The sequence below is a fragment of the Variovorax sp. HW608 genome (assembly GCF_900090195.1).
Taxonomy (GTDB): domain Bacteria; phylum Pseudomonadota; class Gammaproteobacteria; order Burkholderiales; family Burkholderiaceae_C; genus Variovorax.
Map to the genome: position 1 here is coordinate 1784051 of NZ_LT607803.1, position 14801 is coordinate 1798851.

14 protein-coding genes are annotated in these 14801 nt (G+C 66.6%); 4 read left to right on the plus strand and 10 right to left on the minus strand.

Annotated features, from left to right (window positions below):
- Positions 1 to 6 precede the first annotated feature (6 nt).
- The 7 genes from VAR608DRAFT_RS08235 to VAR608DRAFT_RS08265 all read right to left on the minus strand — a co-directional run bounded on the left by VAR608DRAFT_RS08235 (position 7) and on the right by VAR608DRAFT_RS08265 (position 8097).
- Entirely contained in the window at positions 7 to 975 is a 969-nt protein-coding gene (locus tag VAR608DRAFT_RS08235; protein ID WP_157730734.1) for a hypothetical protein, read from the minus strand.
- Positions 976 to 1026: 51 nt separating this feature from the next.
- On the minus strand, positions 1027 to 2763 hold the full coding sequence (locus VAR608DRAFT_RS08240; RefSeq protein ID WP_443082923.1) for a ShlB/FhaC/HecB family hemolysin secretion/activation protein: 1737 nt from the start codon (positions 2761 to 2763) through the stop codon (positions 1027 to 1029).
- Between the two features lie 310 nt (positions 2764 to 3073).
- The gene (locus tag VAR608DRAFT_RS08245; protein WP_088953621.1) at positions 3074 to 3307 is read right to left on the minus strand and encodes a hypothetical protein; all 234 of its coding nucleotides are present in this window, start codon (positions 3305 to 3307) and stop codon (positions 3074 to 3076) included.
- A gap of 56 nt (positions 3308 to 3363) precedes the next feature.
- A complete protein-coding gene (locus VAR608DRAFT_RS08250) occupies positions 3364 to 4701 on the minus strand; it encodes a S8 family serine peptidase (RefSeq protein WP_088953622.1) in 1338 nt (445 codons plus the stop codon).
- 33 nt (positions 4702 to 4734) lie between these two features.
- Positions 4735 to 5901: a phosphorylase family protein gene (locus VAR608DRAFT_RS08255; RefSeq protein WP_088953623.1), complete on the minus strand. Its 1167-nt coding sequence runs from the start codon at positions 5899 to 5901 to the stop codon at positions 4735 to 4737.
- 40 nt (positions 5902 to 5941) lie between these two features.
- Entirely contained in the window at positions 5942 to 6601 is a 660-nt protein-coding gene (locus VAR608DRAFT_RS08260) for a copper chaperone (RefSeq protein ID WP_088953624.1), read from the minus strand.
- A 14-nt stretch (positions 6602 to 6615) separates the two neighbouring features.
- Positions 6616 to 8097, minus strand: coding sequence for a tyrosinase family protein (locus tag VAR608DRAFT_RS08265; RefSeq protein WP_088953625.1), 1482 nt, complete (start codon positions 8095 to 8097; stop codon positions 6616 to 6618).
- Positions 8098 to 8451: 354 nt separating this feature from the next.
- Between VAR608DRAFT_RS08265 and VAR608DRAFT_RS08270 the strand changes: the two genes are divergently transcribed.
- The 4 genes from VAR608DRAFT_RS08270 to VAR608DRAFT_RS08285 are packed head-to-tail and all read left to right on the plus strand — an operon-like array spanning position 8452 to position 12265.
- Complete coding sequence (locus VAR608DRAFT_RS08270; protein ID WP_231973358.1) at positions 8452 to 10671, plus strand: TonB-dependent receptor; 2220 nt, start codon at positions 8452 to 8454, stop codon at positions 10669 to 10671.
- Positions 10672 to 10695: 24 nt separating this feature from the next.
- Complete coding sequence (locus tag VAR608DRAFT_RS08275; RefSeq protein ID WP_088953627.1) at positions 10696 to 11382, plus strand: Fe2+-dependent dioxygenase; 687 nt, start codon at positions 10696 to 10698, stop codon at positions 11380 to 11382.
- Between the two features lie 47 nt (positions 11383 to 11429).
- On the plus strand, positions 11430 to 11732 hold the full coding sequence (locus VAR608DRAFT_RS08280) for a PepSY domain-containing protein (protein WP_088953628.1): 303 nt from the start codon (positions 11430 to 11432) through the stop codon (positions 11730 to 11732).
- Positions 11732 to 12265 (plus strand): cytochrome b/b6 domain-containing protein, encoded by a 534-nt coding sequence (locus tag VAR608DRAFT_RS08285; protein WP_197700493.1) that lies wholly within the window; start codon positions 11732 to 11734, stop codon positions 12263 to 12265. Before VAR608DRAFT_RS08280 ends, VAR608DRAFT_RS08285 begins: the two co-directional genes overlap by 1 nt.
- On the opposite strand, the gene phnE is transcribed toward VAR608DRAFT_RS08285, so the two are convergent.
- The 3 genes from phnE to VAR608DRAFT_RS08300 all read right to left on the minus strand — a co-directional run bounded on the left by phnE (position 12262) and on the right by VAR608DRAFT_RS08300 (position 14796).
- A complete protein-coding gene (gene phnE / locus VAR608DRAFT_RS08290) occupies positions 12262 to 13068 on the minus strand; it encodes a phosphonate ABC transporter, permease protein PhnE (protein ID WP_088953630.1) in 807 nt (268 codons plus the stop codon). The genes VAR608DRAFT_RS08285 and phnE overlap by 4 nt on opposite strands.
- A 61-nt stretch (positions 13069 to 13129) precedes the next feature.
- Positions 13130 to 13960: a PhnE/PtxC family ABC transporter permease gene (locus VAR608DRAFT_RS08295; protein ID WP_088958682.1), complete on the minus strand. Its 831-nt coding sequence runs from the start codon at positions 13958 to 13960 to the stop codon at positions 13130 to 13132.
- A complete protein-coding gene (locus tag VAR608DRAFT_RS08300; protein ID WP_088953631.1) occupies positions 13957 to 14796 on the minus strand; it encodes a phosphonate ABC transporter ATP-binding protein in 840 nt (279 codons plus the stop codon). The genes VAR608DRAFT_RS08295 and VAR608DRAFT_RS08300 overlap by 4 nt, the downstream gene beginning before the upstream one ends.
- Positions 14797 to 14801 lie beyond the last annotated feature (5 nt).

The following is a 14801-nucleotide window of genomic DNA, read 5'->3' on the forward strand; positions in this document are numbered from 1 at the left end:
AGCCCTCTATTGCTCCTTGCGGAGGTAGTTGGTGAGCAGATGGAGGTTCGGCGTCTTCACGTGGAAAGCGAAGGTTCGGAAGTAGCCGTTCTGCGGATAGATGCCGGCCGCAGTCAACACAACTCCCGCGAGTCCCGCGAAGGGCAACGAGGTGTCGAGCGTGCAGGCCCTCTCCGAACCGGTGGCCGCGTTGACTGCGGTCATCGCCAGATAGAACATGTTCTTGGCGGTGCCCGGTTCCACCTGCACCGCGGCGCCCGACAGGCTGCAGACACCCAGCTGGGGACCGGAAGTCGTGCCGGAGAGCACCCCGTTCGCGTCGAACTCGAGGGACATGTTGTAGCGGGTGGCGTCAGCGACGGACCACTTGCCCTGCAGGTTCGCCAGCGTGATGGCCAGTGCGTTGGCCTGGCTGTACTTCAGCGGTCCCCACGCAGACGATGCTCCGCCATCCTCCGAATAGGTCCCTTGCATGGAGGTCCTGGAGGTGAAGGTGCCCGAGCCCGTGACGGTCTTCGAGGTTATGTGGAGTGAGCGCGTCTCGGGGTTGAAGGACCAGTCGGTGCCATTGACCGTGATGGATCCCCATGTCCAATCCAGAAGATCCTTGCGAGCCAGCTGTCCTGCCGCAGTGATGAAGGTATGGCCAAAGAAGGACTCGTAGATTCCTTCCGATGCGGACCCCACATCGGCGGTCGAACCCTTCTGTGGATCGGACAGCGATGGAGCCGGCTCGCTGCCTGCGACCGGCGCATACCGGTCGGTCGGTGTCGTTTCGGGCGTCGTCTCCGGCGTCGGCGCCGGACTCGACGTATCCGTTTCGGGCACCTTGGACTCCGTTTGCGTCTGCGAATCGCTGTTGCCTGCCGGGACAAGGGTGATGGGGAAGCCACCCCCACCCCCGCCACAGCCCTGCAATGCCGCCAACGCCGCCGCAAAGGCCAGTAGCCTGAAAGTCGATTTTCTCTTTGTCATATCTCTCCCTTTGGTTGATGAAAAAGTGCGTCAGGGCGCCCCCGTCATTCCTCAGAACATGTAGTTCAGGCTGAAGCCAGCCGTCACGCCGGCAGTCCGGTATCCATCGGGCTTCCTGATGGGCGCGCCGGCGAAGAAGTCGTAGCTCAGCCCATCCCAGGCACCACGCAGGCCGATCACGCCGCCTGTCAGCCGGCGTCCGATGAGCTGGTCGACGAAGAGGCCCCCGACTTCGCCGTGGTCGATGCCCGCATACAACTCGGCGCCACTCGCTCCGAGCGCGAGACCGATGTCATTGCGCACCAGCCAGCCGCGATCACCCATGAGGCTGTTCTCGCCGTCGAAGCCACGCACGGTGAAGCGTCCGCCGATGGCGAACTGGTCTTGCGGCGTGAGCCAGGTGCGGATCCATTGCGCGCGCCACAGGCCGCTGTAGCGCAGCTTCTGGCTGCCGATCTCGAAGGGCAGGTTCAGCCCCAGGTCGGCGGTGAAGAGCTTCATGCGCGAGGTGCCTTCGTTGAAGGCTTCCTCGGGCGCGCGGATCGCGCCGAACGCACCCGTACCGCGCCGGTAGGCGAGGTTGCCGTCGAGCGTGGCCGGGCCGATGAATTCGCGGTGGCTGAGGCCCAGTTCCCAGCCGCCCACGATGCGGCGCTGCGTCCCGAGCTCCTGGTCCTCGACGAAGTTGTGCGACGAACGGCGGAAGCCGCGCAGGCTCAGGCTGGTCTTTCGGTGCTGGTCGCGGTAGACGAGGCGCGAGAGCTTCGCTTCTGCGTTGCTGGTTTCGCCCGCGTACTCGTAGCGCTCCCACAGGCCCGTGACGCGCTGGCGGTAGCTGCTTTGCGAGGCGGTGGCGCTCAGCAGCCAGTCGCCGTAGGGCACGGAGTAGTGCACGACCTGTCCTTCGGTGCCCTTGTCGGGGTTGTTGAAGAGGTGGTTGTCGACGCTGTGGTTGGCGCTGACGTAGAAGAGGTCGTTGAGGCCGAACGGGTTGTCGAGCGACAGGGTGGCACCGGCCTGGTACTTGCCGGTGGCCTCGGTGCCGCTGTCGTCGAGGCTGAGCGTGCCGCGCCAGCGTTTTGCCTGGGCGTACTTGACGACGAGGTCGCTGTCGCCGGGCTGCGCGCCTTCGCGGATGGATGGCTCGATCTGGATGTCGGCCTCGGCGGTGGGAACGCGCTTGAGGTTTTCCAACCCTTGTTCGATGTCGCGCAGGTTGAGCAGGTCACCGACTCGCGCGGGGATGGCGCCGCGCAGGCTGCTGGGCTCGCCATCGGCGTCGAAGCGGATGGCGGCGATGCGGCCGGGGATCAGCGTGAGAGTGAGTTCGCCCTTGGTGAGGTCTTGCGAACCCGCGAGCACCCGGGTGGTGACGTAGCCGCGCGCTATGACCGCCTGCTGCACGCGCGCGAGCACGATGTTGACGCCCTCGGTGCCGAGGCAGCGGTCGATGGGTGAGTCGTCCCCCTTTGGGCCGGCAATTGCATCGAGCGCCCATTGGAACTCGTCGGCAAGCTCGCCGGTGAGCACGATGCGATCGATGCGGAAGCAGGGTGTTTCGTCTTCGGGCAGGCGGCGGGTTTCCTCGGCCGGCGGCCTCTGCAGGCGCGCATCGACGCTGCGCTCCTGCTGCTCGCGCAGCGCACGTTCGCGCTCCTGCTGGCGCTGCTCCTCGACGAAGGGATTGGGCGCGGACGACAGTTGCGCCATCGCCATCGCGGGCGCGAACAGGCTCGCGACGAGCGCCACGCCTGCGGGCACCCGCGCTGCGGTGAGCGGCCGGCTCATCGCTCAAGGGCTCGGGGAGCTTCGCGCGTGGCGCGCGCCGACGCGTGCGAAGGAGGGTGCTTGCTGGATGTCATCGGTGCGGTTCTTGTCGTTGTGGCACCCAAGCTGCTGCAACTCAGAATGCCTCCCTGGACCGACTCTAGTGAGCGAGGTGCGCGCTCGCCATAAGAATCTTCTGAGTTGCGAGGCCCGCGCAATTCCGCGCGGCCGCGCTTTGAATGAAGACGTCGGCAACGGCTGTCCAGATCGGGCGCCGCCTGGATGCGGGGGGCCCGCACCGCCGGTGTGCCGGTGGCGGCGATCCGGATCGCTACTTCAACGGTCCAAAAGGCTCGATCTTGGGATTCGAGAACACCCCGGCGATCCCACCCTGGCCTTCGAGACGCGCTGCTACCGCCTCGTTGACGAGAATCGCGTATAGCGCCTTGGCGGGATCCAGGCTCGCGACGCCAAAGTTTTCGTCGATGTCACCTTTCGACAATCCGAACCTGGCGCACACCTTGGCCAGCGTTGCGTCGGATGGATCGAGACGAAGGGTCACCATTCGGGTAGTCACCGAGCGATGTTAGTGCACGCTGAAACACTTGCAAGATCCAGGGTTCAGGGAAGTGCCGCTACCAACGCGGACGCATCCAGAATCCCGTACCCATAGTCGAAATCGAAGCCGCTGTTTCCGGCGTCCGCGGCCGTCTTGTAGATCAGCGCACGCAGTTGCATGGGCGAGAGCTTCGAGCTCGGATACTTGCTGCGAATCGCCGCGACCACGCCCGCGGCGACGGGGCAGGCGGCGGAAGTGCCACTGTCCGGGTCGGGGGAAAAGACGCCCGACCCCGTGAAATGCGTGAACGTCGCCACATCCGGCTTCTTTGCCGTCAACCGTCCCGGCCCCTGCGATGAGTAGCCCACCCGCTTCTTGTTGAGGTCGACGCCCGCAATTGAAAGAACCGAAGGATGCGAGTTCGCGCCACAGATCGACGGTTGGTTTCCGAATCCGCAACGCCCGTCCGGGCAGTCTCGTCCGCAGTTGCCTGCCGCAAAGAGTACGTCCGCGCCGGCGGATTCGAGGCTCGCGACGATGATGTTGAAAGGGTGGTTCGGGTTGTCGCTGTAGTTCCCCGGATGGCCGGGCGGAAAGTCCGAGGCCGGAGCGAACATGCCCCAGCTGTTCGACACCACCAGCGCGCGCTTGGCAGCCGGCATGGCCATGACGACGGTACGCAAGCGCTGATAAGCAAGCACCGCATCGCTGAGCAGACCTGCCATCTGATTCGCGCCGGGGGTCGTCGACAGCAAGACGGCATGATCGAGGTACGTTGCCTTCGGCGCGGCGATGGCTGCATCGAAGGCGCACATGGTTCCGTGGTTGACAGGCTGCTTCCCCGGTGTCGTCGCGACGCCCGCTGGAACGAAGCTGTTGGCAACATCGATTTTCAGCGTGACGCCCTTGGTCTTCAGGTACGCGAGATTGATGCCCGTATCGACGATCGCCAGCGACACGCCGGCGCCCGTCATCTTGGCGGCGGCGAGTTTGCTGACCGGCAGTTTCGTTGCAACCGCTTTCGAAGTGCCGACGGCGGCGTCACCCCCGCAGGTCGGGAACCCCTCGATGGTCGGATCGGAAAACACGCCGACCACATCGGGATGTGCCAGTGCCGCCGCGATCACCTTCTGTTGCTGGGCGCCGTCCGGGATATGGCCACGTACGAGATACGTCGAATCCTGCGCAGCGAACGAGAAGAGCATCGGCTGCGAGAGCGAGTGCATGGCCGCTCCGGTGACGGTGTGCGATCCCGGCACCTGCACGGGCGGATATGTCGCGTCCAGCACGAGGCCGTCCACAGCATTCTCGAGGTGTGCGCTGAGCTCGGGGGCAGCGCTGAACGCCATGGCGGCTGCATGCATCGCCGCATTGGACCGCGTCTGGATCAGGACCTTCATTGCGCACTCCTTTCAGTCTCCAGCTTCATCTGCCTAGGCCGCAATCAGCGCCCAGCAGACGATGGCACTGCAAACGGAACTCCAACGACCAAAGCCCTTGTAGATCTGTGCCGCGATACGCGCCTGTTCCTGCAGCGTCCCCTCGGCCTTGATTTGCGGGTCTGAGACATTTCGCACCGCGAGCCATACCGGCACCTTTGACGCCGCGCGGCTCCTGGCGAGCCCGAGAATGGCGTCGCCCATCTCCGAGACCGCGCCCAGACCCTTCAGGCCGTAGTGATTGTCGGAGGTGTCGAAACCGAAGAAATCGGTCGTCAGGACGGCCTTGGAGACAGATGTGGCGCGGATGATCTTCGGAGCCCGTGTGTTGTCGGGCGGCAGTCTTTCGCTGTTCGCCTTGAAGAGGGTCCTGGCCGCACTGAAGAGTCGTGTCGGCGGCGCGGCACTCTTGAAATTCTCTTTGGCAAAAGACTCGCGAGCCAGCCATTTCGAGCAATCGAAGGCCACGATGGGACTGACCACCACATCACCGACCTCGCAATCGGTCCCGATGCCGCCCGCTGTTCCGGTGGTGATGACGATCTCAGGCTGCACTTCCGCGATGATTTGCTGCCAGACATCCTCGTTGGGAAGGGTCTCCCCGGCCTTTGGCGCTGTCTTTGTGTCTTGCGACAGGTGCGAGTCGGACTTGAAGTAGACGACCTGCTTCCCGGCGATCGTGCCGGTCCAGTACGCACCCAACCGTCCCGCGTTCATCGCCGGACAGCCTTTTCGCATCTTTTTCGAGATCTGGGCGAAGTTGTGCCGGTACGGGACGTAGTCGTTACTCGAGTCTTTGCCCGGAGTGAGGACGCGGCTGAGGGCGTGTCCCTCGTCCACTGTCCATGTCACGACCAGTGCATGCGCTTTCGGAAGCGCACCGGCCGGACCTTTTCTGGCTGTAGCGTCGGTCTTGGGTGCAAGGCCTTCTGGCCATGGAATGTCGGTGAACCGGGAAAGGCCGGTGGCTGTGGTGAAGGCAAAGAAAGCCGCCCCTTCCGGCCCCTCGGAATCGAAATCGATGATCTCGCGTTGAAAATCCTCCGGCTGGGCGGACTTGCTGGCCGCAGCCGCGATGGCAAATGTCGCTGCGGGTGCCGGAGTGGCGATGGGGTCGAATCCGAGGTTGCGCTTGACCCAGGCTTTGGTGGCGATAGTCATTGAATTTCCCTCCGGTTGGTCTTTGGTCTTTGATTTCAGGTCACGGCGCGCCCGCTGCGTGAAGCGTCAGGACGAGCGCGAATCCGGCCAACAAGAAAGCGTATCGCGTCGGTTGCGGCGCATGCGCGGCTCGTTCGCGCATCGCAATCGTCAGGACGATCGCCAGTGCGGGAATCGAATGGGCGGCAAGTGCGCACGCAAACATCATGGGCCAGCAACTGACCACGCATTGGCGAGCAGAGCGGAGCCCGAAGGCCAGGCAGTCGCGATCGGCGCGCCAGCCGGCTGCGCTCAGCGCCACCGTCCGATGGCAACGCTCGAGCGCCGAGCGCTTGATCGGTGTGATCTGCCACAGCGCCGCGAACCCGAATGCAAGCGGCGCGGCAAATTCGTGAACCGGAAGGAATACCGCCCAAAGAACAGCCAAGGGAACGAGAGCGACTCCCGCCATCATCCAGACCGCCCATAGACCGCACAAGAACTCGGTGACCGCGAGCGCGCGGCGCTGGGTGAAGCTGCGCACGGCGACGAACCGGATCAACGGGAGGCTGAGCACCGGCATCATGACCAGCGCCATCAGCAGCCAGTGAATGAACGCCTCGCGCAAGACACCGGTCTGCCAGGCCGCGCGCAGGGTCCTTTCTCCGCGTTGCCATTCGTCCCCCGAAGCCGAGATGCACAGTGCGATCCAGGCGTCCATGGTGCAAACGCCGGCTAACCGTAGTAGACGCTGACCCGCCCGACTTCGACCTGCCCGGGAGCGCCGACGGGTGGGGCGACTTCGGGACCGCTCGGCACGAAGGTCACCTCCAAGTGGGCGCCGTCCCAGTTGCGCTCCCGATGCAGCTGCTCGATCAGGTTCGAGATCTCGATCACGGTGGTGATGCCGGTCCCACCGTGCTTGCCGGCCGGACTCGACGCCTTGCGCACGCCGAAGGTGCTTAGATGGCCAGCAAGCAATGGCTTTCTCTCCACGCCAGTGGCGCCCGCCGTCGGCGGCGTCGGCACGTCCACATACACCTCGTAGTTACGAGGTGCGGCTGCTCCCCTGACGTTTTCCAGATTCAGGTAGGCCCGCACGGGACGACCGGGCACGCTGGCCACGGCCGCAAGTCTCGCCGCCTGGTTGAATGCCACCTGGGCTCGTGTCGCTGCATTGCCCAGAGGTACGGCAGCGGGCGTCGCCGCGACGAGCTGCGTGGCTTGCGGCGAGCCGGCCGTCACACCGGACCCCGTCGCGCTGGCCGCAACCGCAGCCGCAGCCACTGGCACATGGAAGGGATCGCTGATGTCGTCGTATTTGTACCCATGACGTACCTTGAGCGTGTCCCGCATCTGCCCCGAGTTGAACTTCACGATTTTGCCCTTCGCATCGTGCAGTTGGAAGGACGTTCCGCTCAGCCAGCTCTTCAGCACGGGATTGGTGAAGCTGGGATCACGATGGATCCAGACCTCCCAAAGCCGATCGATGTTGGCGTGATGCAACCAGAATATCGGGTCGAGCGCCGCCGTATCGGGGTCGCTCATGAGTCCGGCCACATCCACGTGCACCGCGTTGTGAGGCAGGTTCTCCAGGCGCCCATTGGTGCCGCCGAAGTGGCTGAACCCGGTCTTCACGCCGCCGAAGCCGGGGTCCCCACCCCCAGCCGTTCCCTGGAAGGGCGAATGCAGCAGCGCGCCGAGGTCCACATGGGCCGGCGGCAATGCCGTCGTCGGAGTGGGCATGTGGCGTCCAGCCACCCAAAGCGGATTGGGATTGCCGTGGCTGTCGTGTTGATTGCGGAATGCAGCCGGCAATTCACTCGAATGGGCGCTCGTCGCGCTGTAGTTCCAGTAGGGAAGTGCCCATCCCGTTGGGCCGCCCGCATCCACCACGGCCGCCGCAACGATTTCCTCGAAGCACGCAAGATACCCTCGGTGCCAGGAAAGGAAGAACCAGCTTTGGTGCTGACACTGGTTCCAGAAGGAAGCCTGATCCGCGCCCGACGGCAGCTTCTCGCCGGACTGGGCGAAGGGATCCGCCGCATGTCCGGGATAGCCATGAACCGCGGCCAGGTATCTCCAGCTCGTCGGATCCTGCAAGGGCCGTGCGCGCAGCTTTGCGACGGCCTGTCCGTACCAGTCGAGGTCATCTCCCTTTTGGCCCAGCGTCAGTACGCTCTTCCTAACTCGCACGGTCTGGGGAGCGGTGACCATGGCACCTCCTGGTTGCGGATGGAGCGAAATTCTAGGACCGGGGTCGCCTCGAGCTCATACCTCAAAAGGAGGAGAGATCGTCGGCATATCGGTCGATCTTGCAGGGCCATCCGCGAAGACCGAATCTTTCAAAATGTATACTCCGCCCCGATCATTTCGGCGAGCCAGTTCATTCATTGATTAGCCAGCCTTCCACCTGCGCGCGATGCCTGTCGCGCATTCATGGAGGCCAAATTGGCTCGTTTCTCTCGCCGCCGCAAGACGGCTCCACGTCCTTCGTCCGCAAGGACGTCGGCACCCGCATCGCGGTCGCCTCTCGCCGTTGAAACCTCGGCTTTCCCGCTCGGCGCCTTGATGCTGGCCGCCTCGGTCAGCAGCTGGGCGCAATCGAGCGTGACCGCCGATGCGCCGACGCTCGGCACCGTGACGGTGACCGACCAGGCCGAGATCCAGGGTCGCGACCAGCTCCAGACCACCCGCACCAACATCGGCCGCGGCACGCAGGACATCCGCGACATCCCGCAGTCGCTGAACGTCATCACCGAAAAGCTGATGAACGACGCCAAGCTCGACACGCTGAAGGAAGCCCTGCACTACTCGGCGGGCATCACCTTCGCCGCGACCGAGAACGGCACCGACCAGGACATCCGCCTGCGCGGCTTCCCGGTCGCGACGGTGGGCGACCTGCTGATCGACGGCATGCGCGATCCGTCGCAGTACGACCGCGACACCTTCAACCTCGACCGCGTCGAAGTGCTGCGCGGCTCGGCCTCGATGATCTTCGGCCGCGGCTCCACCGGCGGCGTGATCAACCAGGTCAGCAAGAAGCCGCTGCTCGCCGACCAGACCGACGTCGTCGGCACCGTCGGTTCGCGCGGGTTCTACCGCACGACGATCGACATGAACAAGCGCGTCGGCGAAGACTCGGCCTTCCGCATCAACGCGATGTGGAACAAGGCCGACAACGGCGGCGCCAAGATCGACAAGTACGGCGTCGCGCCTTCGTACAGCTGGGGCATCGGCACGCGCGACGAGTTCAGCGTCGGCCTGTTCTATCTCGACGTGGACAACGTGCCCATGTCCGGCCAGCGCTATCTCGCCAACGGCACTGTCGCCAACGGCGTGGCGCAGAGCACCATCCCCAACATTTCACCAGGCAGCTTCTACGGCGCGGCGAGCGACTACCTGCGCGGCAAGGCGCAGTACGGCAACGGCGCGTGGACCCATACCTTCGACGACGGCGGCCAGGTGCGCACGCAGTTCCGCAGCGGCACTTTCGAGCGCTCGCAGTGGGGCACCACGGCAAGCTTCTGCAACTCGGCGCCGATCGTGAACGGCAACAGCGTGACCTGCCGCACCCCCACCAACGCGGCCAACCTCTCGCCGCTCACCTACGTGTACCGCAATGGCCTCGCGCCGCGCAGCGACGAGTACAAGGGCACCTACCTGCAGAGCGACTACAGCAACACCTTCAACTGGGGCGGACTGAAGCATGAGGTGTTGACCGGCGTCGACTGGGCGGACGAATCGGCCGGCCGCTTCGGCGCCTTCGGCACCGTCGGCACCAACTTCTTCAAGGGCATCACGCGCGTCGGCCTGCCCAACGACGGCTACTCCGCCACGCTCTCGCCGACCTACCGCAAGACCAGCGACTACTCGGCGAACAACTACGGCGTCTACTTCCAGGACCTGGTGCAGATCGCGCCCGACTGGAAGCTGCTCGGCGGCATCCGCTGGGACGACTTCAGCGGCGACTTCCACCAGATCAGCTACGCGAACACCAACGCCATCGTGCCGAGCGCGGTCGCGAAGACGAGCATGTCGGACTCGGTGTGGAGCTACCGCGCCGGCGTGCTCTACCAGCCCTCGGCCACGCAGTCCTACCACCTGTCGTACAGCACCTCGTTCAACACCGCGGCCGACACCTACCAGTACGTGACGCCGCAGAACGCGAACACGCCGCCGGAAGAAAGCCGCAACATCGAGCTCGGCGCCAAGCTCGACTGGCTGGGCGGCAAGCTCTCGACCCGCGCCGCGCTGTTCCGCACCGAGAAGTACAACGAGCGCACCACCGACTCCGACTTCGCGGGCGACAGCTACCTGCTGTCGGGCAAGCGGCACTCGCAGGGCCTGGAGCTCGAAGTCGTCGGCCGTCTCACGCCGCAGTGGGAGGTCTATGGCTCGTACGCCTACATCCCGGACGCCAAGATCGACAAAGCCGGCAGCACGCAGGCGAACATCGTCGGCTCGCGCGTCGGCCTGACGCCCAAGCACAGCGGCGCGGTGTGGGTCAGCTACCAGGCGACGCCGAAGTTCCGCGTGGCCAGCGGCATCCGCGGCGCCTCGCAGAACCGACCGCTGCAGGGCACGACGGGCGCGGCTTCGACGACGGTCTACGTTCCGGGCTACGTGGTGGGCGATCTCATGTTTGAATACAAGTTCACCCCGGACGTCTACGCCCAGCTCAACGTGACCAACATCACCAACAGGCTGTACGGCGACCAGCTCTATCCGGGCTTCGTGATCGCCGGCGCGCAGAGGACCTACCAGGCGACCGTCGGCGTGCGTTTCTGAGTTTCTGAGAGAGGGAGTCGAACCATGCTGCTGCACGTGCGTGAAGTGCTCACCCGCGACGAGGTCGCGCAAGCCCGCAAGATCCTGGCGGGCGCACCCTGGGAGGACGGGCGCCTGACGGCCGGCGAGCAGTCCGCGCGCGCCAAGAACAACGAGCAGTTGCGCGAGGACTGCGACGAGACCCGCGCCGTGCAGCAAATGCTGCTGCGCGGGCTCGAGCGCCACCAGGTCTTCTTCTCGGCGGCGCTGCCCAAGCAGATCTCGCCCCCGCTCTTCAACCGCTACGGCGGCGAGGCCAACAGCTTCGGCAACCACGTGGACAGCTCGGTGCGCTTCCTGCGCAACGGCGCCGGCCGCGTGCGTACGGATGTCTCGTGCACCGTGTTCCTGAGCGACACCGACGAATACGACGGCGGCGAACTCGTGATCGAGGACACCTTCGGCGAACAGCGCGTGAAGCTGCCCGCCGGCGACATGGTGCTCTACCCGGGCACCAGCGTGCATCGGGTGCTGCCGGTCACGCGCGGGCATCGCGTCGCGAGCTACTTCTGGATCCAGAGCATGATCCGCAGCGACGAGCAGCGCCGGCTGCTCTTCGACATGGACAACCACCTGCGGCACCTGCGCAGCACCATCGGCGAGACCGATCCGGGCGTGATCGGCCTCACGAGCACCTATCACAACCTGCTGCGCATGTGGCTCGACGTCTGAGCGGCGGCGCGCGGCTTTCCTTAACCGAATTCTTCGAGGCCCCTCCCATGCAAGCACCCCTCATCAGCAAGTCCGCCTTTGCAGCAATCGCGCTTTGCCTCGCGGGCAGCGCCGCCGCGCAGTATGTCGATCACGAGAGCGTGAAGTGCGAAGCCATTCCCAAGGAAGAGATGAAGCCCCAGATGGAGCTTCAGCGCAAGCTGACCGGCGAAGGCTGGAAGGTGCGGCAGGTGAAGAACTTCAACGGCTGCTACGAGGTGTACGGCTTCGATGCCGGCGGCAAGCGCGTGGAAGCTTTCTTCAACCCCAAGACCTTCGACAAGATCGGCGAAGTCAAGCAGCCCGACTGATGCCCGGGATGCAGGGCACGGTCCGCGTGTGGGACCCGGCACAGCGGGTTCTGCACTGGGGTCTCGCGATCTCGGTCGCACTCGCGTGGTGGGCCGGCGAAGGCCGGCTCGCGCTGCACCTGCGGGTGGGCTACGTGGCGCTCGCGATCGTCGTCGTGCGCAGCGCGTGGGGCCTGTTCGGCACCCGGCATGCGCGCTTCGCGGATTTCGTCCATGGCCCCCGCGCGGTGCTCGACTATGCGAAGCGCATCGTAGGCGCCCGCGAGGAGCGCTATCTCGGCCACAACCCGCTGGGCGGCTGGATGGTGGTGCTGCTGCTCGCCTGCCTCGCGGTGGTCTGCGTGTCCGGAATCCTCTACACGACCGATGCGTTCTGGGGCGTCGAATGGGTCGAGGCGACGCATCGCGCCTCGGCATGGACGCTCGTCGGGCTCATCGCACTGCATGTCGCAGGCGTGATCTTCACGAGCCTGCGGCACCGCGAGAACCTCGTGGCGGCGATGTTCAGCGGACGCAAGCGGGGCGATGACTAGGCATGCGCCGACGCCAACCCGCGCCGCACCCGCGCGCTGGCGCCGTCCACCGCGACCACCAGCACGAACATCGCGCCGATGACGGTCGCGGCCTGGGCCTGCTGGAACAGCGAGAGGTGGAAGTACAGCATCTGCCCCAGCCCCCCGGCCCCGACGAAGCCCAGCACCGCCGCCGCGCGGATGTTCATCTCCCAGCGGTACAGGCCATAGGCCAGCCACTGGTGCCAGGCCATCGGCAGGCTGCCGTACAAGAAGGCCGCGACCGCGCCGCTGCCGCCGTCGATCAGGGCGCGCTCCGGCGCCTTGGGCAGGTTCTCCAGCGTGTCGCCGAACAGGCGGCCGAAGACGCCCGTGGTGTGCAGCACCAGCGCGAGCACGCCGGCGAAGGGGCCGAGCCCGGCGGCCAGCACCATGAGCGTGGCCCAGACCAGTTCGGGCACGCTGCGCAGCACGTTCAGCACGAAGCGCGCGGCCTGCCGCAGCGCCGGCCCGAAGCGGCCCGAAGCCGGCAGCGCCAGCACCGCGCCGCCGAGCATGGCGAGCAGCGTGCCGAGCGCCGAGACCGCCAGCGTCTGCAACGCACCCCAGCCGACCTTGGCGAGGAAGGGCGCGGAAAGATCGGGCGGGAAGAACTCGGCGACGAAGCGGCCCATCGAGGCCAGCGACTCGCGTCCGAGCAGCGTGCCGAAGTCGATGCCGAGGTAGACGAAGCTCGCCACCACCGCCGCCGCGATCGCCGCCGTCGCGAGCAGGCAGGTGAGGCAGGGGCCGGCGGCGCGGGCGCGCTCGGAGGGTGTGCTCATGGGGTGACCTCCGTGCTTCGCACTGCGGTGCGAGCCACCTTCGGAACGGCCGGGCGGGGGCTCATGCGAGCCACCTCCTCAATTGCGCGCTCAGCGCATCCGCGAGCAGCACCAGCAGCAGGAACACGATCAGGATGCTGCTGGCCTCGCCGCCGTTGAGCATCTTCATCGACTGGTCCATGAGCTGCCCCAGTCCGCCGGCGCCGACGAAGCCCATCACCACCGATGCGCGCACCGCGCATTCCCAGCGGTAGACCGTGTAGGAGGCCAGCTCCTGCGCCGCCGAGGGCAGGAGGCCGTAGCACAGCGCCGCGATGCGGCCGCTGCCGGCTTCGAACAGCGCACGCGCGGGCCGCGTGTCGCCGGATTCGAGGATCTCGGCGTACACCTTGCCGAGCATGCCGCCGTAGGTGATCGCCAGCGCCAGCACGCCGGCCGCGGGGCCGAGGCCGAGCGCGCGCACGAACACCAGTGCCCAGACCAGTTCGGGGATGGCGCGCAGCGCCGCCATCACGGCGCGTACCGCCGCGCGCAGGGCCTGCCCGCGTGCCCGGCCCGGCCCCGGGCCGATGCGCGAGATCGACAACGCTTGCGTGGCGACGAACGAAAGCGGCACCGCGAGCGCGAAGGCGAGGGCGACGCCGGCCGTCGCCATCGCGAGCGTCTCCAGCGTCGCGTGGGCGAGCATGCCGAGGAAGGCGGCATCGAGCGCCGGCGGCACGAAGCCGGCCAGGAAGCCGCCCATCACCCGCAGCGTGGCCGGCGCGAAAAGCGCGCGGGGGTCGAACTCCGCGATCACCAGCATCGGCCACAGCACCAGCAGCGCAGCCATCAGGTAGCCGAGCCGGCGGCGGGCCAGCGGATCGCGCGGGACGGCGGCCGGCGTGCTCATCGGCATGCGCTCGGGCGGGCCCGGCGCGCGCCTGCCGCGCCGTCGATGTCATAGCTCGGCGCCTGCGTCGGCAGCAGGCTGCCTTCGTTCGCATAGAGCTCCTGCAGCATCGCGCGGCTGACCTCGGCGGCCGGTGCGTCGAAGACCACCACGCCGGCGCGCAGGCCGACGATCCGGTCGAACCACTTCAGCGCGAGGTCCACTGCGTGCAGCGAAGCCAGCAGCGTCGCGCCGCTGTTGCGGCTCTGCGCGACCAGTTCGCCCACCGCCATGTCGGCCAGCGTGGGATCGAGCGCCGACACCGGCTCGTCGGCCAGGATCAGCTCCGGCGCCTGGTAGAGCACGCGCGCCATGCCGACGCGCTGCAGCTGGCCGCCCGAGAGGCTGTCGCAGCGGTCGAAGAGGCGGTCGGCCATGTCCAGCCGCGCGAGCGCCGCCTCGGCGCCGGCGATGTCCGAAGGCAGCAGCAGCGAGCCCAGCGCGCGCCATGCCGACCAGCGGCCCAGCCGCCCGGCCAGCACCGCCGTGACCACGCGCAGCCGCGGCGGGATCGGCGGCGCCTGGTGGATCAGCCCGACGCGCGAGCGCAGCGCACGCAGCGCGCCGCTGTGCAACTGCCACGGGTGCTCGCCGAGCAGTTCGATGCGGCCGTCGCTTGCGCGCAAGGCGGTCGCGGCCACGCGCAGCAGGCTGGTCTTGCCCGCGCCCGACGGGCCGACGACCGCGACCCGCGCACCCCGCGGCACCTGCAACGCGACGCCCTGCAGCGCGCGCTGGCCGTTGGGGTGGACGAGGCCGACATCGTGGAGCACCAGCGCGGCATCGGCGGCGTTCAACGGCG